13 protein-coding genes are annotated in these 20,813 nt (G+C 52.2%); all 13 read right to left on the reverse strand.

What is annotated here, in order from left to right; all coding sequences use genetic code 11:
- A partial coding sequence (locus PV407_RS09875; RefSeq protein WP_332089752.1) for an isopeptide-forming domain-containing fimbrial protein occupies positions 1 to 1,417 on the reverse strand: 1,417 nt, incomplete at its 3' end.
- A 445-nt stretch (positions 1,418 to 1,862) separates the two neighbouring features.
- Entirely contained in the window at positions 1,863 to 2,978 is a 1,116-nt protein-coding gene (locus tag PV407_RS09880; RefSeq protein WP_332089753.1) for a M14 family zinc carboxypeptidase, read from the reverse strand.
- 34 nt (positions 2,979 to 3,012) lie between these two features.
- On the reverse strand, positions 3,013 to 5,325 hold the full coding sequence (locus PV407_RS09885) for a hypothetical protein (RefSeq protein WP_332089754.1): 2,313 nt from the start codon (positions 5,323 to 5,325) through the stop codon (positions 3,013 to 3,015).
- Positions 5,326 to 5,475: 150 nt separating this feature from the next.
- Positions 5,476 to 6,492 (reverse strand): hypothetical protein, encoded by a 1,017-nt coding sequence (locus PV407_RS09890; protein ID WP_332089755.1) that lies wholly within the window; start codon positions 6,490 to 6,492, stop codon positions 5,476 to 5,478.
- Between the two features lie 16 nt (positions 6,493 to 6,508).
- Positions 6,509 to 8,437, reverse strand: a complete 1,929-nt coding sequence (locus PV407_RS09895; protein ID WP_332089756.1) for a COG1470 family protein — start codon at positions 8,435 to 8,437, stop codon at positions 6,509 to 6,511.
- 48 nt (positions 8,438 to 8,485) lie between these two features.
- The gene (locus PV407_RS09900) at positions 8,486 to 10,000 is read right to left on the reverse strand and encodes an extracellular solute-binding protein (RefSeq protein WP_332089757.1); all 1,515 of its coding nucleotides are present in this window, start codon (positions 9,998 to 10,000) and stop codon (positions 8,486 to 8,488) included.
- 13 nt (positions 10,001 to 10,013) lie between these two features.
- Positions 10,014 to 10,874, reverse strand: coding sequence for a carbohydrate ABC transporter permease (locus tag PV407_RS09905; RefSeq protein WP_332089758.1), 861 nt, complete (start codon positions 10,872 to 10,874; stop codon positions 10,014 to 10,016).
- Positions 10,868 to 11,785, reverse strand: coding sequence for an ABC transporter permease (locus PV407_RS09910; RefSeq protein ID WP_332089759.1), 918 nt, complete (start codon positions 11,783 to 11,785; stop codon positions 10,868 to 10,870). Before PV407_RS09910 ends, PV407_RS09905 begins: the two co-directional genes overlap by 7 nt.
- Before the next feature lie 96 nt (positions 11,786 to 11,881).
- A complete protein-coding gene (locus PV407_RS09915; RefSeq protein WP_332089760.1) occupies positions 11,882 to 13,366 on the reverse strand; it encodes a response regulator transcription factor in 1,485 nt (494 codons plus the stop codon).
- The gene (locus PV407_RS09920) at positions 13,338 to 15,140 is read right to left on the reverse strand and encodes a sensor histidine kinase (RefSeq protein WP_332089761.1); all 1,803 of its coding nucleotides are present in this window, start codon (positions 15,138 to 15,140) and stop codon (positions 13,338 to 13,340) included. The genes PV407_RS09915 and PV407_RS09920 overlap by 29 nt, the downstream gene beginning before the upstream one ends.
- A 501-nt stretch (positions 15,141 to 15,641) precedes the next feature.
- Positions 15,642 to 16,508, reverse strand: coding sequence for an amidohydrolase family protein (locus PV407_RS09925; protein WP_332089762.1), 867 nt, complete (start codon positions 16,506 to 16,508; stop codon positions 15,642 to 15,644).
- 110 nt (positions 16,509 to 16,618) lie between these two features.
- Positions 16,619 to 17,947: an ABC transporter substrate-binding protein gene (locus PV407_RS09930; protein WP_332089763.1), complete on the reverse strand. Its 1,329-nt coding sequence runs from the start codon at positions 17,945 to 17,947 to the stop codon at positions 16,619 to 16,621.
- A gap of 71 nt (positions 17,948 to 18,018) precedes the next feature.
- Positions 18,019 to 20,802 (reverse strand): hypothetical protein, encoded by a 2,784-nt coding sequence (locus tag PV407_RS09935; RefSeq protein ID WP_332089764.1) that lies wholly within the window; start codon positions 20,800 to 20,802, stop codon positions 18,019 to 18,021.
- Positions 20,803 to 20,813 lie beyond the last annotated feature (11 nt).

Here is a 20,813-nt window from a genome sequence, read left to right on the forward strand (position 1 = left end):
CGCTTTTTACAGTAGCAGCATTCTTAATGGTATTGCCCGCTTGAGTATCCAAAATTTTGGCTTCAAACGTAACGGTACGTTCGTCAGTGTCGGATACATGGCCGAAATTCGCCATGATTTTTCCGTTACTATATTCGGGAACGGCATGATGACTAGCCTTTAAAGTTCCTTCTGCAATTTGCAGCCCTTCGGGTACGTCATCCTCTATTTTTACATTCTTCGCCACGGTCTCATTTACTGTATTTTTAGTCACAATCGAATAGACAACCGTGTCACCGACTTCATAATAAGGCTTGCCTTCTTTATTTTTTACACTCTTGCTAATCTCTAAATTAGGAGGAATGACTTCTAACGCTACCCCCCAAAAATGTGGTTCGTATCCATCTACGCTGCCATTATCGTTTACGGGTTGTACTTTGAAAGTTTGATCGATACGATCTAACCCGGCGGGGAAATACGGAGAACCGGTAAAATCAAAGTTATAGATATCCGTATTGGCCGGAGTCCGATCGGGATTTCTTGTACTTACATTTTGTCCGTTTTTTGTAATGCTTCCATTCCAAAAATTATTTTGGTCTCTAGTACTATCACTCATAAATGAGTCAATAAGAACTTGATTGTTCTTATACGCGGTAATTCTATATTGATCGTTGTTTATATTTTGATTTCCGCCATATACGCTTGCCACCATACTCCCCTTTAAACTGCCGGCTTGCTTCGTCAAAAAAGGCTGGTCGGATAACGTTGCCGTAAAATTTGGATAGGTCCCGGTATGAATGCCGCTATAATAATTTAATTTTGTCATCATTGGTGGTAAATTTTCATTTTTTTCGACAAATACGATATCCCAATTTGCTAAAGCATCGTTGCCCCAAGGAATAGCCAATGGATTTTGCAGCCACAAGTTTTTCCCCCAGTAATGTCCAGCGCCTTCTTTTTTAATAAACTCTGTAACATCATATACACCATCAATGCTTTTATCAAAATAGAACCTTCCGTCTTTTGGTCCTTGGATAAAAGTTTCAGTCGAACTTTTTATATTATCAGGGGAAACAAAAAGAAACGCTGCTTCAACTTCTCCATTAGGCACATATTCCATTGAGCTGCTACTGAAAGTTGATGGATCATTGTCTGCATCAATGTATCTGCCTTTTATTTTGGGGTCATTTGATACGTCATAGCCGTATACATTACTACCGCCTATAGCTTGAAGATGATAGAATCCTATTTTATTGAATACTGTAATTTCATTTTCTCCATTAAAAGAATAGGATGGGACTTGGCTTGAAAACATAACTCCTTCTGCTTTTGCAACGCGGGTCATTGAAGGGAATATACCGCTGGACACTGCTAGCACTACCATAAAGCATGTGAATATGTAATTAATCCTTTCCCTCATTTTTCTTTTTAACTTCAAGTTTTTTCCTCCTCTTTTTTTTACTGATCTTTAGCCCCGTTTTAATCACCTCCTATTCCCACCGTTTGACAATTTTCTGCACGATATGAGAAATCCCTTCGTATTTCGATTAAAATAATCTATTAATACCAATTATTCGCAACTAAGTAACTAGAAATGAAACTGCAAATCGTACATACAGTAAAATAGAATGAAGAACATTACAATTTTCGACTTTCGCGGCTGCCTTTTCGATAAGTTCCCATATAAAAATGCAAGCATGTATCTCCCTGAACGGGAACATGCTTGCATGTTCAATTTGGCGTCAAGCTTTGCGTTTTCTTCTCAGAAGAACCCAGTCCGCGAACAAAGCGGCCAATCCTGCAATATTAAAAATTGGAGGCCCTAGCGTTGCCCGCGCGCAACAGCGGCAGTCGACATGGAGCCGACCCTGTTACTTGACGTTTCACCCCTGCGCGCCTGTAGCATCGTTCTGGATATGGGCCTGCAGTGCCATAGCCAAAACGCCTCCAAACCGGCGAAGAGAGTCGGCGGTAACCCGCATCCCGCTCACGCCGAAATACGGAATTTCCATGGAGAAGGCCATGGGAACGCGCTGACCGAGCATAAAGGCAGCGCAGGTGGGATTGGGCTGGTTCCAGTCCTCTCCTTTTTCGATATTATGTTTGGGATCGTGGACGATGCCCCCGGCTTCTTGCGAATGCCTCTGCAGGAGCAGGCTGAGTCGTTCGATTCTCCGATCGGCCTCCGTACCGGTCTTTACGATAAAAACATGGTCGTTCCGGTCCCCCCATTTGTAAGGACAATGGAAATCGACAGCGATGTCCGGCCGCAAAGCGCTCGCGTACTGCATAATCGCCCCGGTCGAGGCGTAAATCGGTTTATCGATATAATCCCGGTTATGATCGTGCGGCGCCCGGCCCTTGCCCTGATCTCCGTTCTCCACGCCGTCGATATCCGCAAACGGGACAACATGAATGCACCACTCATGAAGCCATTCGGCCGAAGCGGTATGTCCGAGCCACTCCTCCAGCAAGCCTTCCAGTACATAGCTGGCGGCAGCCTCGCAAGCATGATGGCGCGAGGAGAAGAACATATGGCGTCGAGCGGTGTCCGGGCTGCCGAGCAAGAGCAGAGGCACTTCCCTCTGCTGCTCGGAGAGGCACAAGGTTTCCAACCGTACGAACGGACGGGTGCCGATTCGGCCGATCCAATGCTCGAAATGGGAGAGCTGGTAAGGAAGCGCAAAGGCGAAATAGACTTCGGGACGGTCCGCCCCGAAGCGATAAACAAACGATTGCCGCCCCCGCATGCTTTGCTCTCCAAGCCACGTCCAGTTCAATCCGTCAAAGCTGCACGCCGGCCCCCACGGACCGATCACTTCTCCGTTCGTAAATTCGAAAACGACCTCCCGTCCCTCCTCGCAGCGGGCGCAAAAATTCCAGTAAAACCACCATCCCGCGGAATCCCGCATATCCTGCTCCAGCTTTACGACGGATCCTTCATAGGCGGAGGCCGCTTTTATATTTCCGCCTGGGTAGTCCGAGCGAATGCCGATCATATCGATCCCTCCGAATTTTTCGCTTGCGATCGTTTCACGTTGCGGAACTTCCCTCTGCCCGTCTATCCCCGCATCCATCCGAGTCCGGATTTCGGATAGCCGCGCCGATGACGGACCGGTAACGGACTATGCACCCGTACAGCTCGCCGGAAGCGACGCAGAGCCAATCGTCTTCGGGCGAGTACGCCAGGCAAGAGATATAGTGGATGTTGGCCCATTCCGTATCGATGTCGCGAAGCCGGTCGTTATCCTTGATGACCCTCGGTCGTCCCAAATCGACGAAGCCGGCTTCTCTGGAAAAATGGAACGCATGCCCCGCATCCTTGGTCCCGCCGTAGATCCCCCATACGTCATTTCCGTTTCGATGGATAAAATTTCGCAGCTCCCCGCTGGAATACAGCCGGCCGTAAGTCGTCGTTCGCAGCAGATCCGGCGACACGCTGAACAGCAGGCCGTCCTGCGTGCCGGCGACGATGGTGCCGTCGGACAGAACGGCGCCTCCCGTGACAGCCGACTTGAACGCTCTCCCCCGGATCGACGGAGTGCGGATGTCCAGCTTGCGGGACCGCCCTTCGGCCATATGGTAGATCACGAGCTCATCGTTCTTGCCGGACAGGAGCAGCCGGTTCTCGTCCAGTTTGACGATAACGGAATCCTCCGTCTCGACACGTATGTTTTCCAACGCCCGGAACGTTCCTCCGCCCAAATCGCAAGCATACACATCGCCTTCGCCGGTGCTTGCCAGCACGATTCCCGGCTTCAGCATACCATGGAGCTTATGAAGCCTCGCGGAAGACGGAGCGGAAATGATCGCAGCGCACCGGCCTTCCTCCAGATCGACCGTGACGATTTTGTTGTCCGAAGCAAGCATCGCTACCGTGCTATCGCCCATATCCAGACAAGCGACGGGGGCGCCCGCGGCATACACCTCCCGGATACGCAGCGGTGCATCCTCCGAATGAGAAGTCTCGGTCAAGTATGCGCTCGTATTCCCGCTTATCGCATACAGCTTGCCTTTTTCCGCACGCATGTGCCGGACCGCCGTATGCTTCCAGTCCATATACCGGTGCAGCGGCAGCGTCCGGATGAGCTCCGCCTCGATATGCATAAAGGCAGGTGCACCGACGCCGTTGTAGTCCGGCTCCGTATAGGGGTGCAGCTCCGCTGCCGGAGCTCGTTCGTCGGGAGGTTGCAGCCGCTTGACATCGACGGCCAAAATGTAAGGAGAGAACTGTCCGCAGACGTCCGCCATGTGCAGCCGCCCGTTGTCGTCGAAAATCATTTCGCAAACATACTGGGAGTCCTTCCCCCCGGGGCTTACGAGGCCGAGGTTTTCGGGCTCCCCGCCGTTCAGAATATCCCAGCGAACGAGCCGGATGGGGCTATATTCTTCGCCATATGTCTTCAAACCGTAGTAAATGACGAAGTTCTCATCCGCAGCCAAGCCCCCGATCCCGTACGTCCCCGAGGGCACATTGTCGCGGAGGCGGATCGGGCCGTGACGAGTCACCTCGAGCGTTTCCGGGTGAAGCTCGATCATTTCGCCGTCCATATTGTCGCACATCAGGATCGTGTTCCGAGGCGTGTGAAGCGCGAAAATAAACTGCCTTCGGTGCTTCGTCCCGTTCGGCGATTCGAATTGAAGTTTCAAATCCTCGACTTCTTCCTTCTCCGGGTCAAATCTCCAGATGCTGCCGGTGTAGGAGCTTCCGTAAAATCGTCCCTTCGCATCTTTCACCAGCCGGCAGGACGAGAATTCGGACACCTTGCCGTAATCCCTCACTTCATTCGTCTCCAGATCGAGCCGGTACAAGTGCCCTCTCATGTACCCGAGAAAAAAGTAGTACCGCGGGTCGTTGCCCAGCATCCCGCCATAGATGCTCTCTCTCGGCACGGGAATGCCTTTGACCTGAACCGCATTCGTGTCGGGATCGACGATCATCAGGATGGATCCGGGGTACCCTTCCCACGGGTGCTCGTAATGCTGTTCGTACATCCACTGCTTATGGCTCCGCGCGGGAGCGGTGTTGTGGGTCGCCATGATCAGCTTCCCGTCAGGCAAAAAGTCGATGCTCGTATGAATTTTGCTCGGCGGCATCTGCTCCGGATGGACGATCCAGATGTCGGCCACGTCGAACATGAGCCGCAGATTCCCTGTTTCCGGATCGTATTCATAGAGCAGGGCGGTCAGCGGCTTTTCATTTTCCCCGCATACGCTGATAAAAAAACGGCCGTTCGGCGAACGGACAAAATCCCATACCGCGTTATGACCGTTTTCGTTAGGCAGCTGCACGAATTTCACGAGATGCTCCGGTATTCCGGCAAGCAAATTCGGCCGTGTTGACAAGGTGTTTTGCTCCCTTCTTCCGCCAGTAAGCGATAGCAAGCTCAGGCTTCTCCGGTTTTTTCCATAATTGCGAAAATCCATGGCACGGCAGATGCCGCAATACCGGGAAAGCCTTCGGGATTGCGGCATCCGTGAACCTGAACCATCAGGTTAGTCTATGCTCTCCGCCATCAGCATTTTTTTGACATAGATCAAGCGCTTATCGTCGACGTTGTAGCGAAGCTCCATCCAATCCGGTACATTCCGGTACATGCTCCCGGTCTCGGTCTCATCCATCCGATCCAGCTTATGCATTTGCGTCCCGGGCACCGAGCCTTTGGCGATCAGAGGAAGGACGTGGCGCGTATAGAAACGGATGTCCCGGGTCGCCGGATCTTGAAGCCAATGCTCGGTCAGTTCCGCGGACACCGATTGGAACTTGCTCCACGCTTTGCCCAGCAAATATTTCTGGATGGCCATGCGCTGCTTCGGAGTCGGCTGCCGGAAGCGAAGCAGATTGAATTTCCCCGGCTGGTGTACCTGGCCTCCCCAAGTCTGGGCGTCCGACGGCGACCAACGGATGAGGTTGAACTGCCAATACCCGCCGTCAAGCGGAATGCTGTCGTACACAGCTTCCCACGGGATTACAACCAAGGTCCCCCAGGCACCCGGTATTGCGGCCGACTCCACCCTGACGCTTCCTTTCAACGGCCGGTGATCGCGGTGTTCGGTCTGCCACTCGTGATATTCGATGTCCGTGCCGGAGGTCGGCACAATCAATTGCGAATAAGGGATGTCGCCTTCGCCGGCCGCCACAAACAGCTCCAGCGAGCTTTGCAGGGGCTTGCCGTCGGCGCCGGTTTCCGGCTCGTTGGACTGGAGGAACAAATATACGCCGTCCTCCCGATAAACCATATAGAAAGACGTCTCGCGCGTGCCGCCCGGCGGAATCGGGGCGCCGTTGTTGTAATTCTCAAAGCGCGTCTCCTTAAACTGCGGGTTATTGAAGTAGGTGCTCCCCGCCCATTTCATCGGCGTAGACAAATCTTCGTCTGTCCAGGTGACCTCGTATACCTTCTTGGCTTCTTCGGCGGCAGCCGCGGAGTCCTCGGCCAGAGCCCGGCCGGAGCCCGAAGCGGCAATCGCAAGCGTCAGCAGCAATGCAAAGTATCGCATAACGGCTTTCAACAGCTTGACCCCCTTCCTATTGTTTATTCTCGAGTTCGAGCAAGAGCATAATATGGCGAATCATCTCAAGTCTCAGCAAATCCTGGTTTACGGAGCGTTCGTCGACCTGCTCCAGCCAGACGAGCGCCTGATTCGCGGCAGCCGCTCTGTCGCGCCGACCGGAGGCGATGGCGTCGGCCGCTGCTTGCTTGAGCTTCGTGGCGTATCGGATATCGTCGATTCCCTCGCGAAAGCCTTCCCATGCGATCGTATCGATCAAATCCGTTCGGGTCGGGTAAACCAGGTTAAACGCACGGTAGTACGGAGACACGTTGTCGTTCCAAATGTTCTTCGGGCTCTCGTAAAAAATATAGTTGTAGGTCGCATCATAATTGGCCTTGTAGAGCCACATTCCGTGCCGCTGACGGATCAGGTCCGGGTTTTCCGGACCGGTATGCGGGTACGCATAGCTGGTTATGATCCTATCGGGGCCGAGCGCATGCCACTGGTCGGCTTTCTCGCGAGTCGGCTCCCCGGCCCAGTTCAGGAAGTTTTCTTTCGTTTCCAGCTCCAGGTGGGTTCCGTTGCCGGTGGCGTACACTTTCGCCCCCAGGCGGTTCTGAACGTACCGCCAAATTTCCTGCTGAAACCGGAGCATGCCCATGCCCGCTTCATCCCAGCCGTCAAAATAAAAATTCGTGTGGCCGATTTTACCCGAGGCGATCCGATACGCTTCGTCGAGTGTCGGCAAATAATCGTCGATGCCCTTGCGCCATGCGTTGTAGGAAGTATCCATAATTTGCTTGTTGGCATCCGTCGGATTCTTTTCGTACGCTTCTTTCGCTTTCAGGTAGTTATTGTACTGCACGTAGTAGCTGTAGTTCGGGAACGTTTGTTTGACGCCGAAGAGCGGATTCAGATCGAGTCCGGCCTGCTGCATCAACTCAAGCTGGCGAAGGAAGGTTGCCTTGTCGTTCGTCGAATAATACGGACCGGGAATGTTGACCGCATTGTGTTCGGCCATGTTGCGGTATTCGTTCAGAAGCTTTTTCTCGACCAGTTCGACGTTGCCTTTGGCTGCCGCAAGGGATTCCTTTAACCGGCTTTGATTGTAAAGCATGACGTAAAAATCTTTATTGAGGTCGTAGTAGGTCTTCGGGGCCGGCAGCTCGAAAGGCAGCACCCGCACATTCATCCGGATTTGCCCGGCCGGGGCGCCGTCCGCCCGGATATCGATCATCCCGGCATACGTCCCGGCGGGAGCATCGCTTGGCACCTTCAGAGTCAGCCACAATTGCTTGCTCTCCCCGAGCCTGAGGGAAACGGGAAGCAGCGTGTCGCTATCCTCGACCGGTTCGGCGAAATGATCGAAGACGGCGGCCGGCGTACCGGAAATATCCACGTATCTCGACCCGCTTGGGTAATCGATCCGAAGCGAGTTCGTCTTCGTCACGGGATCGACCTTTATCAGATTTTCATCGTGCAGAAGCAGCTCCGGAACGAGCACCTTTTTGAAAGGGTCGGCAAAATAGCTGTACCATCCCGTCCCTCCTTGATACCAATTTTTTACGACGCGCAGGTCTACGCTGCCGGCGGGTATCGTTCCGCCGTCGCCGACGAGATCGTAAACCTCGAACGTAACGGAATTCACGTCGGCCTTCGGGTAAAGGACGAAGGAGGCGGCCTCGAACTCACCCTTCGCCGCAATGATCGAGAGCCGATCGCTGATCGTTCCGTCTTCCGGAATAGCGGAAGGGTCTCGCCGGATCGGGCTCAGCGCAGGTACGTCGTACACGATAAACGGGGAATCGGCCCAAAGACCGTCCGCGTCGCCCGGCTTTTTGCCCGTCGCCCGCTCCGGCTCTTGGGTTGCATCCATATCGGCCGGCATGGCGATCCCCGGCAAAGACGTCATCAGCAATGTGGAGAGCATGAGAACGACTGACAAGAAGCGCCGTTTCAACATATCGATGATCACTCCCGTTTTCGAATAATGGTGTAACCGTTTGCAACCTTATTTGGCAATCCCGAGCTCTTTGAGCTGCTTTTCCGCCGAGTCGATCATCAGTTTATATTTAAACGTGGTTTGCAGCCTTTCCAGGAAATGATCGTACTCGCTTAAAGGCCGCTTTCCGTAAGCGAATTTGGCGATCTCCTCTTCCATGAAGCGATAGGCGTCCGCCGGATTGTACCCGTCCGGCAAATACAGATATCCGTTATAGATGTCTATGCGGGGAGTTTTGGCGGAAAACTCGATCGCGGCTTTCGGATACCCGGATTCCAGATATTCCATTTCTTCCCTTCCGAGCAGCTGATACATGAACGCATGCTCTTTGGCCCGCAATTCGGTGCGGACAATTTTGCCGTTTTCCCGATTCCAGTGCCTTCCTTCTTCTCCATGAGCGACAAGCGTATTTCCTTCCGGGCTGGCCACGTAATTCAGAAGGTCGAATATCCGCTGCAGCTTCACCGGATCTTTCTCGACGGCCTTCGGAATCGCGTGCATCCCCGGGGCCGTTCCGACATCCCAGCTTCCCGCGAACTGCCCGCCCGGACCTTTCAAGGCAGGCACCTGCACCCATTCCGCGTTAGGATTAACCGCTTTATACTCATTTACGGCCGTCGGGGACGTCATTCGCGGAAAGCCGTGCCAGATCATGCCGGCTTTGCCCTGGAAAGCTTTCTTCTCATGCTGCGTACCGGTATTCGCCAATATATCCGGATCGACCACTCCGGCGTCGATCATTCCCTTTATGAAGGCCAGAGCCTCCTTCATGCCGGGGTCGACGAGGGAGTTCATAACCTTCCCGTTCTTTAAGTAGAAGGAGTCGGGCACCCCTACGCCATAAGCGCTCAGAATCGGATCGAAGGTGCTCAATTTTTGTCCCGTGATCCCGTACGTATCCGCTTTCCCGTTGCCGTCCGGGTCTTTTTCCGTAAAGGCTTTCGCTACGGCGAGCAGCTCGTCTAACGTGGCGGGGATTTGCAGGCCCAGTTTGTCCAGCCAATCCTTCCTGATCCATAGGTTGTAGAACGAGATGGACGGCTTTTTGGCGAGCGCATAAATTTTGCCGTCGACGGTTCCCTTCCTCAAGCTGTCTTCCCCGATAAATGTTCGGGCTTGCTCCAGCTTGCCCATATACGGAGTCAGATCCAGCAGGAGCCCTTTCTTGACGTATTCCTGCATTTGCAATCGGCTTACCGCGATCAGATCCGGGTAATCGGCCGACGCCATGCGCAGGTTGAGCTGGTTGCCGCCGTCCCCGCCGAGAAGCGTCATTTGAATATCCGTATTCAGTTTTTCGTCCAGCTTGATTTTAACCCGGTTGTTCTCGCCTTCCGGAAGCTTCGAACCGCCGCTGTCGGTCATGATCTCGATCTTGACTTTCTCCGCAGGTTTATCCGTCGGTTGTACGGGGGGAATGCCGCTGTCGCCCGCAGCCGGATTGCCGCCTCCTCCGCAGCCGGCCAAAACCGCGCCAAGCGATATCGTGATGGATCCAACGGTCAATAATAGCTTTTTGTTCACGACGATCTTCCTCTCAGCCTTTAATGGAACCGATCAGCATGCCCTTTGTAAAATGCTTCTGTACGAAAGGATAAACGGCGATAACGGGAAAGCACGCCACGACGACCGCCGCCATTTGCACGGCTTCCGTGGGAACGGGCACATCGATGTTTTCCACGGGATTTTGCGCCATTGTTAGAACATTTCGGACGATTACTTGGATCGGATGAAGCTTCGGATCGGTGATAAACATTATTGCGCTGAAGAACGAATTCCAGTGCCCGACGGTGTAGAACAAGCCGATCGTGATCATCACGGGCAGAGAAAGAGGGATGACGATATGCAGCAAAATGCGCCACTCCTTCGCCCCGTCGATCCGGACCGACTCGATGAGCTCCTCCGGAATGTTCTCGAAGAAGCTTTTCATGACCAGCACGTTAAAAGCTCCGATGGCCCCGGGAATAATCATCGCCCAGACCGAATTCAACAATCCGGTCGCCTTTACCGTTAAATAAAGCGGAATCAGCCCCCCGCTGAACAGCATGGAGAATAGGATGAGCAGCAGAAAAAAGCTTCGTCCCGGCAGCGATTTCCGGCTGAGCGGATAAGCCATAAGGAGCGTGAGCGCCATGTTGATCGCCGTCCCCACAACCGTTATAAACAGAGTGACCATGAACGCCCGCGGAATGGCCGGGTCGCCCAGCAGCTCCCGGTACGCCGTAAAGGAGATTCTGCTCGGAAAGACGATGTATCCCCCGTTTTTCAACACTTCGGCCATCGGAGTAACGGATACGGACAGCACGAAGAAAAGAGGGAAGAGGACGGTAAGCCCTACGAGAGCCAGAATGGTGTAATTGATCGCATTGAAAATCGTATCCTCGGTTCCCCTTACCAAATGCCTTCCCCCCATTTCTTCGCGATCTTGTTCGCTCCCAGGACGAGCACGAGCCCTACGACGGATTTAAACAAGCCGACCGCCGAAGCCAGGCTGAAGTTCATTTGCTGCAGCCCGGTGCGGAACACCCAGGTGTCGATAATATCGGCTACGGGATAAACCTGAATGTTGTATAGGATGTAGATTTGATCGAAGCCTGCGTCCAGCATATAGCCGAGTCTTACTATAAGCAGCAGGACAATGACGCTGCGTATGCCGGGCAGCGTGATGTGCCAGATCATGCGCAGCCGGCTTGCTCCGTCTACCCGGGCGGCCTCGTACTGCGTAGGGTCGATCCCCGCCATCGCGGCCAAATAAATGATCGCGCTCCACCCGGCGTTTTGCCAAATGTCCGAGCCGACCAATATGCTGCGAAACCAGTCCGTCGATTGCAGGAAAGGAATCGCCTCTCCCCCCGCGTCGACCAGCCATCGGTTTAGAAGTCCGGTGGATTGGGAGAGGAACGCGAGCAGAATCCCGTAAATAATAACCCACGACAGAAAATGCGGCATGTAGCTTATCGTCTGGATGACATGTTTGAACCAGCGCGACCGGCATTCGCCCAGCATGATGGCCATCAGGATCGGCGGAACCGTGCCGAACGCCATTTTATAGAAGCTGATGATGAACGTATTGCGGAGAAGCTCGGTGAAATAAGGCGAATCGTAAAAAAATTGAAAATGCTTATACCACGGATCCGCCCATGGACTTGCCAGTATTCCCCCTAACATGTCGTAATCTTTGAACGCAATTACGGCCCCGTACATCGGAACGTATCTGTAAATGACAAACCAGGTTACGCCGGGAAGCAGCATCAAGTAAAAAACGCGATGCCTCCATACGTTTCTGACAACGGGACGGCCGCCATGCATGTACTCGCCTCCTGCTTTTGATTGACCTACATGCCGATTGTATCACCGCGGCCGTTCGGGTTTGATTCACATCGGTTTGATCTTCATAGAACGATATTAAGGGGTTTCGTCTTCTTTCGAGCCCCTGTACATTTTCGGCGTCATATTGACGAAGCGCTTGAAAATTTTGATAAAGTAGTTGTCATTCGGGAAGCCGACCCTTCTCCCCACCTCGGAGACGGTCAGCTCCGAGCCATCCAGCAACTGTTTGGCCCGCTCGATTCGGACCGCGTGCAAATAATCGATGAAATTGGAGCCTGTTTTTTTCTTGAACAGGCTGCTTAAATAATGTTCCTCCAAAGCGGCGTGCCGGGCCATCGTTTTCAGCGAAATGTTTTGGTCGTAATGCTCGTGAACGAATTCCAGCACTTTGTTGATCTCGTCGTGGTCGGTCAGCAATTCCCGGGCTTTCGGGCCGTTACCGATTCCCCGCCTCAGCCGGGACAGCAGCATGTCCAACAGCTCCCGATGATGGGCGCAGTCCAGGAGATTGTCCGATTCCCGGACCGGATAATCGGAGATGCGGTGCAGCAATTGGTCAAACCGATTCGCGGTGTACTTGACCGCAGGCATGGGGAATCCATCTCGCTCCATTCGGTTCCACAGGTCATGGAGCCAGGCTACGCATTCGTTCGTCTGGGCACGCTCGACGTATCGCACCCATTGGCGCTCCGCTTTCCATGACACCGTGGGATAATGCCTATCCATCCGTTCCCCGATGTGGGAAAATTGAAGCGCCTTCAACCCGCTGTACCATGCTTCGTCGAGCTTCCTCAATGCGCTTCTCCACGCTTCAACCCATCGAGAGCCCGGCACCGGGGAGCAGGCGGCCATAGGAAACGGCGTTTCCTTGCCGTGGAGCGGATTTACCTGAATCTCCTTGCCGCTCCAGTAGAAAACGGTCGTTTGCCCCAAACCTGGAAAGAGATGAATGACGGCATGGTTATCCGGCGGTATCAACCGCATCGACATCAAATCATCCGCCGAAAAAGGCGCCTTCCCGTTCAGTACGGAGCACACCCATACATGCGGCATCATTTCCACTCCCGGATGCTCGAAAGGCTCCGCTGCTCCGTCCCGGCTCGCATCGGTAAGTCTGGCCCATACTTTTTCGTAGAGCGGCTGATAGTCGAACAGCCGCTGAAGCGATGCCTGCTTCGCCCTTCTCCGCAGCTCCTCGTCGACTTTCCGTAACGCATCGCGCAGTATGGACGCGTCCATGGACAGCTTCAACATGTAATCGAATGCGCCGTTCTTCAAAGCCGCTCGCGCGTATTCAAATTCGTTCATGCACGTCAGCATGACAAAAACGCTCTGCAGGCCCGCTTCCTTCGCCTCCTTAAGCAGATCGATTCCGTTCATGATCGGCATGGCGATATCGCACAGGACGAGATCCGGTTGATTGGTTTTCATAAATTCCAGCGCAGCCCGGCCGTTGCTCGCCTCGCCGATCACTTCGAAGCCGCTCTCGTTCCAGCCGACATTTTTCCTTAAATACTTTCTGACATAAGCTTCATCTTCCACGATCAGAATGCTCCACATGACCGAACCCTCCCAGCCCATACGGAATGGAAACCAGCAACGGAAACGACAGCTTGACTTTCGTGCCCGGATCGAGCGGAATTAGATGCATTTCCGCCTCCTCTCGGAACAAGAGGCGATACCTTTCACGCAGGTTTTCGAGCCCGATGCCCTTGCGGCTGCGCCTGGTAAGGAATTGCTTCGAACGTTCGATTCCGATTCCGTTATCGATGACTTCCAGATGCAGCGTCTTGTGTTCCGCATAGGCACGTATGATGATTTTCCCCCCGGATTCCATCTGCGAGAAACCGTGATGGATCGCGTTTTCGACGAGCGTTTGAAGGCCCAGCTTGGGGACGAGGGCATAATCGTACGCCTGATCGATCTCGTACGCGATGTCAAAGAGCTGATCGTAGCGATAGTTTTGTATATAGACATAGGCGCGAATCAATTCGATCTCCTCTTTCAGATGAATCAGCTCGACCTCCGAATTAAGACCGGATTCCAGCAATTTTCCGAGAGAAACGCATATTTGCGCGATCTCTTCGTTTTGTTGATCCAGAGCGATCCATTTGATCGAATTCAACGTGTTTAACAAAAAATGAGGATTGATTTGATTAAGCAGCATCTGGAAATGAAGCGCCTCCTTTTGCCGTTCCTCCAGTTTCAATCGGCGCACCAAATGATGAATATCCAGAACCATCCGATTGAACGCCTGATTGAGGCCGAGTATTTCTCCTTTATAGCCGTCCACCGGAATGGATGTTTTTAAATTTTGTTCGACCATTCCCGCCATCTTCCTTTGAAGCCGCTGCAAGGGACGGGTGATGGAGTCTGATATAAGCAGGGTGACGGCCGTGAAGATGCCGAGCGTGATATACAGCGTCACCAGAACTTGATCCTGAGTGGCTTTCAGATCCCCCAGAAACACATCCATCGGAAAAAGATCGAAAATGTACCAATCCAGGGAGGGGGCATACCGGATGTTGATCAAGGAGTTGGTGGAATTGTCGATGGTATAGACCGGCGAGCCGTTATCCGCTTGCCTGGAAATAAGCTCTTGAACGATACCGGGCCGAAGGGAGATGCCGCTCTTGGTCTGCGCGATCACTTTGCCCGCAGCGTCGGAAATAAAGTACAGCTGGCCTGTGGATATTTCCTTGGCGACGGATTTGAACCACTCCCGGAAATCGACGCGGATTCGCAGACGGCCTATCGGCTCGTTATTCGAATCTTTGACTACCGAGTATAAAGTGAAGAGGGGGGAATGATTCCACAGCTCGTCGCTGTCCGTTTCGCCGAGAAGCAATTTGTACGAAACATCGCCGTTCAGCAGACTGGCCAGCCCCTTTTCCGGGATAATGCTGCCGCCGGTTTCCTCCGACTTGAATGACCGGTACTGGTTTCCGTAATGATCGGTTAAGGAATATTGCACATACGAGCTGTAGGTGTACGTTTGCAGCGTTTGGAATCTTACCTCGAGGAGGGCGGATCTTTCCGATCGTTCGTATCGATCCGGATTTTGCAAAATCGAGATGACGCTCGGGTCTTTCTCCAAGGTCAGCATAGACATAACGATTTTGGATTTCATCTCTTCCAGCGATTGCGCGACCTGCTCCAGCTGGTTATGGTTCACTTCGCTGATCCGGTATTCGATAATCGTTTTAATCCTGCTGTACTGGTACATTTGGATAGCCGCAATCGGAATCAGCACGAACAGAATAAAGGCGAAAAAGAAACGGTATTTTAACTTGGCGGGGGTTATCCGATTCATGAGCTGCTTGGCAAGCTTCATAGTTTCACCCGATTTTATTAAAATTGGACTGCAGCTTCGTTATAACCGACTTCGCGGACGGCCGCTTCTCCATCTGCGGAAAAGCCGCTTCCCTATAGGGAAGCGGCTCCTCTCATGGAATGGCCCCAAATAGGCGCATCGATATCCAGGGTCTGGTCTCCGATCCGTTTCACGGTTGGCCAAGCTCAAGATTTCCCGTCACTCTCCCTTGAGCGGTCTCACCTTTTCATTGTATTACACCTTCCTGTCCGTTCAAGAGTCACATCGGTTTGATCTTCGTAGAACAAAATTATGAAATTCCGGCGGAAAGAAAGGGGCGGTCCCGATCGTTAACGACCGGCTTTTCGCATTTTTTTCCATTGACACAAACATACCTAAAAAATGGGAAAGTTAAAAGGGCATTTTAAGAAAAGGAATCGGCGCGGGTCTGGACGATCCGTGGTTGAGCGGAACAAAAAAAGCCCGGGCGCATGCCCGAGCGATAGGGGTTTCCGTATTGCTTCAGGATAACGGAACGAGCTTCAAGGCGTTGCCCGAGTATAGTTTGGCAAGAACATCGTCCGGCAGACGAAGCGATCCCAGCACTTCCTGGTGAACGTTATCGAAATAGTCGCGGCCGTACAAGATGCGGTCCTGGAATTCGAGTATGAACTCTCTCGCGAATTCCGGGTCGCGGCTGAACGCTCTCGCTCCCGAGCCTGCGGATATATCGCAGTACAGGTTCCGGTATTTGCGCAGCATTTCGCCAACCTTGCCGCCTGGCCGGACTTTTCCTGTCGGATAGGCGACTTTGTCGTACTGGTCGTCTCCGGATAGATGTGCCCAGAAACCGGGAGCATGACCGAGGAAATACGTGTCCGGACAAGCTTTGACAGCACGCTCGAAGGCTTCGATGCCGCCGCCGTACCACCAGTTCGGACGGGGATACGCCGACCCTGTAGCGAACTCGTAGTCGATATGTACCGTAACCGGCAGCCCTTTCTCCCCGCAGAAACGGAATAGCCGGATCGCATCCGGATTGTCGTACATCATGCGCAGCTTGATCTCGCCATACACGCGGACGCCGTACAGCCGGATCGCATGATCGAGCTTGTCGATCGCATCGGGACGGCGCGGATCGGGCGCGTAGCCTAAAATGAATTTGTCCGGATACCGCTCCGCATACCGGACGCAGCGGCGGAACGAGATCGGGCCGTCCGGCAGCGATGCGTCGGGGACGATTTTTTTGTACGACGGGTTGTATTCGTCATCCGGGCATTCCCAGCTAAGCAGCCACGTTTTGTCGATATTGTATTGCTTCATGTTGTCCAAATACCGTTCGATATTGTACCCATACCAGTCCGGATGATTATGGCAGTCGATAATCATGGATCGTAACCTCGCTTTATCGGTGTTGGTGTTCCTTACCCACAAGATGCGGTACCGTGAGAGAAGCGCGCTGACGCTTTTGACCGCTCGCTTCCCCTTATTTGGCTGGCCTACTTTTGCTGTGCTTCGATAAATTTGTTTACTTCTTCCTCGGCGGAACGCAATGCGGAATTGATGTCCGTTTGGCCCAAAGCCACGTTATGGATATGCTTCGGTATGATCGTTGCGGATGCCTGATGCGTGTACAGATCATAGGCGGCCGCCGGAGCGTATTTTGCCGGGCTCATGGCCCTTACGTTTTTGCCTCGGAACAAATCGGAGTCTTGGCCGAACGCCGCCTTGATCTGGCTGTTTTTCAGAGGCGTGGTCCAGCCTTTCTTGGAAAGCTCCAGCTGGAACGAATCCGATGTAAAGAAATCCATCGTCAGCACGGCTAGCTCCTTATGCTTGCTTATACGGGACAAGTACATATAATCCGGATAAGGCTGTACGCTGACGTCCCCTCGTTCGGGCAATATCGGGATCGGCGCCAAATCCCACTCCAGACCCTTATACCGTTCCGGCGTATTGTAAGCGGAGCCGAGCCCCATCCACATCGCCAAAGTCCGGTCTTCGAAAAACAGTTTATCCCCGTACGGAGTAAGTCCTTTCGTGTCCGAAAGCTCATATTGCCGAAGGAATATCCCGGATACGGTCTTGCCCAGATCGCTGTTGAACTGTACTTTGTGTGTGGTCGGATGGACAAATTCCAGCGAATGCGGATTTCTTCTGAAGAAGGTAGGATGGATCCGCACACCGTAATAGAAGGTGTCTCCGTCCATACGAGTCAGCTTTTGGGCGACTGTAAACATTTCATCCCAAGTCCACCGGTCATGGGGCGGATAAGGAACGCCCATTTTATCGAAGATCGACTTGTTGTACAGCACTTGTGTCGGACTGTCCTGCAGAGGAAGACCTATCAGCTTCCCTCCGCCCAAGCTTCTGTTCAGATCGAGAAATTCCGGGACGAATCGATTCAAATCCACCTGCGCCTGTTTGAGATACGGCTCGATATCCTCGGATAAGCCGTAAGGCTGCACTAATGAGAGGTAGCTATAATTGGCCGCAAGAATGACGTCCATCGGCTGCTTCGTCGCGATAAGTCCTTCCATCTCTTTGGCATTCATTGCCGTAAGCTTCACGGTTTTGGGGACGATGTTGGGGAATTTTTTCTTGAGCGGTTCACCGAAGTCCCTCATAAACGCCTCTTCATCCCACCAGTAGTTGCTCGTACTCAGAAAATACAGCTCTGTCGGCTCCGTAGGAATTGGCCGCTGCTTCTCCGGCGTCGCCTCCGGTCCTTCATTCGGCTTGCCGCCCTGACATCCACCCAGCAGTGCCATACCGATCGCGGCAGCGGTACAACCGAACACAAGCGGCTTCCCGACTCTTTTGTCCATTGTGTTGCCCCCCTTTATATATCACGTAAAGATTCGTTCGAGCGGAAAAGTTCCAGTTCAACTAAAACAGATTAAACAATTTTTAAAGACAATATTGCGTTTGTTACCGTAATCTCAGAGTCGGTCAGGTTTTGATGATAAACCCTGACACTTCCGGTAGATATTACTTCCGCCCAAACTCTTGAGCTTACCCCAAGCGGCGGTGAAACAGCTGCATGCACAGGCGCACCGAGATAAGCGTGATCCATTGTCGTGTCCGTTGCGGCTATAGAATTCGCAGGAATTGTCTTGGTATACGATATTGATCTTCTAGCATAACCGTTTACGTCTCTAAACGCAGGGGATTGCATATAACCGACTGGAACGGTAACCGAACCGGCGGCAATGCTGGCAGAAGCATGTGAAACGATTAGCTTTTTAGAGTAGCTCCCATTCTCAAATACGCGCCCAACAACCGCAAATGTATTCGTAGATCCTTGAGTTAGCGAGAGATGACTACCGACACCAACACGCGAAATCACAGATGACGTTGACGTATCTATCACGTTAGTGTCTGCAGCAGTTAGCGTTGCTTGACTGGCAATCGTATAGCGGCTCGTGTGTGTTCTGCCTGCTGCTGTTATGTATCCATCTGACGCAAAAGTACCGTTAGCATCATATAATGCTCGAAATACGTCATGAAGTGCAAACGTGCCGCCCGTCACATTGGAAAGGTACGATGTATTGATCCACTCTGTGTTAAGGGCGTTAATTCGCGGCTCGTAGTCGGCATACTGCGGCATCATGGGCACACCGCCTGCGTAAGCTCCAATGTGCTCGATTTCGACTTGTGAATGTGCGGGGATCGAAATGGTTACGTTGCCTTCTCTTGCATGTTCCGATATAACTTCACAAGCCGCCATTTTCCAGCCGTTACCGTAATCGTACATCGACTCGCCCAACGATATGCGATCGTTAGAAGAGTTAACCCATACGTTTGATTTCAATTTGGCATAATCGAAAGAACCTGCTATGGTTCTGTATAGCATACAGACTTTTGCTTGTACCGTTTGCGTATTGATCGGAAGAATGATATCGATCTGGGAATCCGTCGGATTGATGAAGCGAATCCCGTACTTGGTTGTAAATCCCGTATGCACAGATTCGAACCGTTTCACATCATAGATTAAATCATTGCTTGCTGTGTAAGCTCCGTACATACCAAACTTAAAATCATACTGGGGGCAAAATGTAAAGAAGTTCGTGATAAGACTTGCACCCGCGCCAAATTCAAACCCCGTATGATTTAAATACTCGTTATGTTGCCTGCCGTTTTCAAAATGTCTGCTCGGTGTGCGAATGCCGGTAGCGGGGTCGTAAGTGCTGTAAGTATCCGCAATAAATCTTACGCAAGTATCTTGAGGTCTTTTAAACAAGTGACTTGCGTCAAACTTGAATCCGTCAAAACGTTTTTGCATTTCCAATTCAAATAACGTATTAAACCATTCCGAGTAACCGCCGCCATAATACGAACCGTGACAAGCATCATAAATCAAAGCTTTTGACGACCCTTGATCCGATGCCGGGGCAATATTAAAACCATTGAAGCTGCAGCCGGCACCTGTGTTGATCAATAGGTAGTCGAATTTATTGGCATATCGTTTATCTACTACTGTGCCGCCTCCTATAGTTAAGTTTGTTGCTTGTAACGCATTGGATGTGTTGTAAAATCCCTGTATGCATTCATGAATGGCTACACCATCCACAACGTTCTCGTAGAAATTTCCGATGCGTTTTCCATTTGTCCAAGCTGACGTATCCAGCCCGTAAAGCGAAATACCGTTATGAAACCGTTCAATAAGCAAATTCTCCAGTCGCCACTTGTACGCATTCGCGCCATCGATACATTTTCGTGCATGAACGGTCGATGTTCGCGTTACATTTCCAAGAAGCACCAAATTTGAAATTGCAACCATGGAAATAGTTTGCGTATTCCAACCTGTACTCAACTGATAAGCCGCTGCCATTTCGTCGCGCGGCGTACTAAACATATCGATAGCTGTCGGCGGGTCAAAGAATAGCGTCGAATTATTCCCCTCAATCTTCGTATTCGTTCTAATCGGCAGCGTGTCTGTGATGTAATAAGAGCCGTGCGGTATTTCAAACGTATACTTGCTGTAAACTTGTGATGAAATTGCTTTGCTGATATTGGTATGGATGACATACTTGTTCATATTCAGCATGTCTTTAAATGCTTGAGTATCATCATGCCCGGATGCGTAATCAAGCACCTCCGGAATCGTGAATACCAAATCGCCATACGCTCCAAACATGAACGGATTTAACACATTGTTTTGCAATTGACGTACCCATCCGTTTAATACGACACCGCGATCGTTTACGGATGCTTTTGTCGAGTCATAAACAAAGTGTCCGCCACCTTTGTTTAAACCGGCGTGATACGATTTTACAAATACTCGGCTGCCGTTTTGCGGATTTGCAATCGAAAGCAGATCAGCCACGCTCTCTAAACCATGATCCTCCGTCAAAAAATCGGGCTGCCCCTTGCGGCCGTATACTTCCCCGCTCACCGGTCCCCCGGCCGCGAACGACGTGCCTACCGTCCCTCCGATCACGCTGCCCGCGGCCAAGGCCGCCCCGGCTATGCCGAGCGACGACAGCATCGCCCTTCTCGTGAGCAAGGTCGGCTTGCCGCCGGCATCCAAACCTTTATTTTCTTGCATTTCATCCATTTCCCGCCGTTCCATCCAGTATGCCGCCTCCCGCTTCAATTGGATTTTGCATGCAGTTTCGATCCCCGAACCGGAGCGCACCGCGATCCCTTCGGGCATGCTTGCTTTCGCTTTCCGTTCCAACCTTTTCCGCC

Origin of the sequence: Paenibacillus sp. GYB003, assembly GCF_036577625.1 — a bacterium.
GTDB lineage: Bacteria > Bacillota > Bacilli > Paenibacillales > NBRC-103111 > Paenibacillus_AB.

What these genes read in the sequence shown, in the direction of transcription:
- PV407_RS09895 (WP_332089756.1), bottom strand. Translation starts at nt 8,437, where the DNA reads ATGTTGAAACGGCGCTTCTTGTCAGTCGTTCTCATGCTCTCCACATTG.
- PV407_RS09930 (WP_332089763.1), bottom strand. Translation starts at nt 17,947, where the DNA reads ATGGACAAAAGAGTCGGGAAGCCGCTTGTGTTCGGTTGTACCGCTGCC.
- PV407_RS09880 (WP_332089753.1), bottom strand. Translation starts at nt 2,978, where the DNA reads ATGATCGGCATTCGCTCGGACTACCCAGGCGGAAATATAAAAGCGGCC.
- PV407_RS09915 (WP_332089760.1), bottom strand. Translation starts at nt 13,366, where the DNA reads ATGTGGAGCATTCTGATCGTGGAAGATGAAGCTTATGTCAGAAAGTAT.
- PV407_RS09910 (WP_332089759.1), bottom strand. Translation starts at nt 11,785, where the DNA reads ATGCATGGCGGCCGTCCCGTTGTCAGAAACGTATGGAGGCATCGCGTT.
- PV407_RS09920 (WP_332089761.1), bottom strand. Translation starts at nt 15,140, where the DNA reads ATGAAGCTTGCCAAGCAGCTCATGAATCGGATAACCCCCGCCAAGTTA.
- PV407_RS09925 (WP_332089762.1), bottom strand. Translation starts at nt 16,508, where the DNA reads ATGATTATCGACTGCCATAATCATCCGGACTGGTATGGGTACAATATC.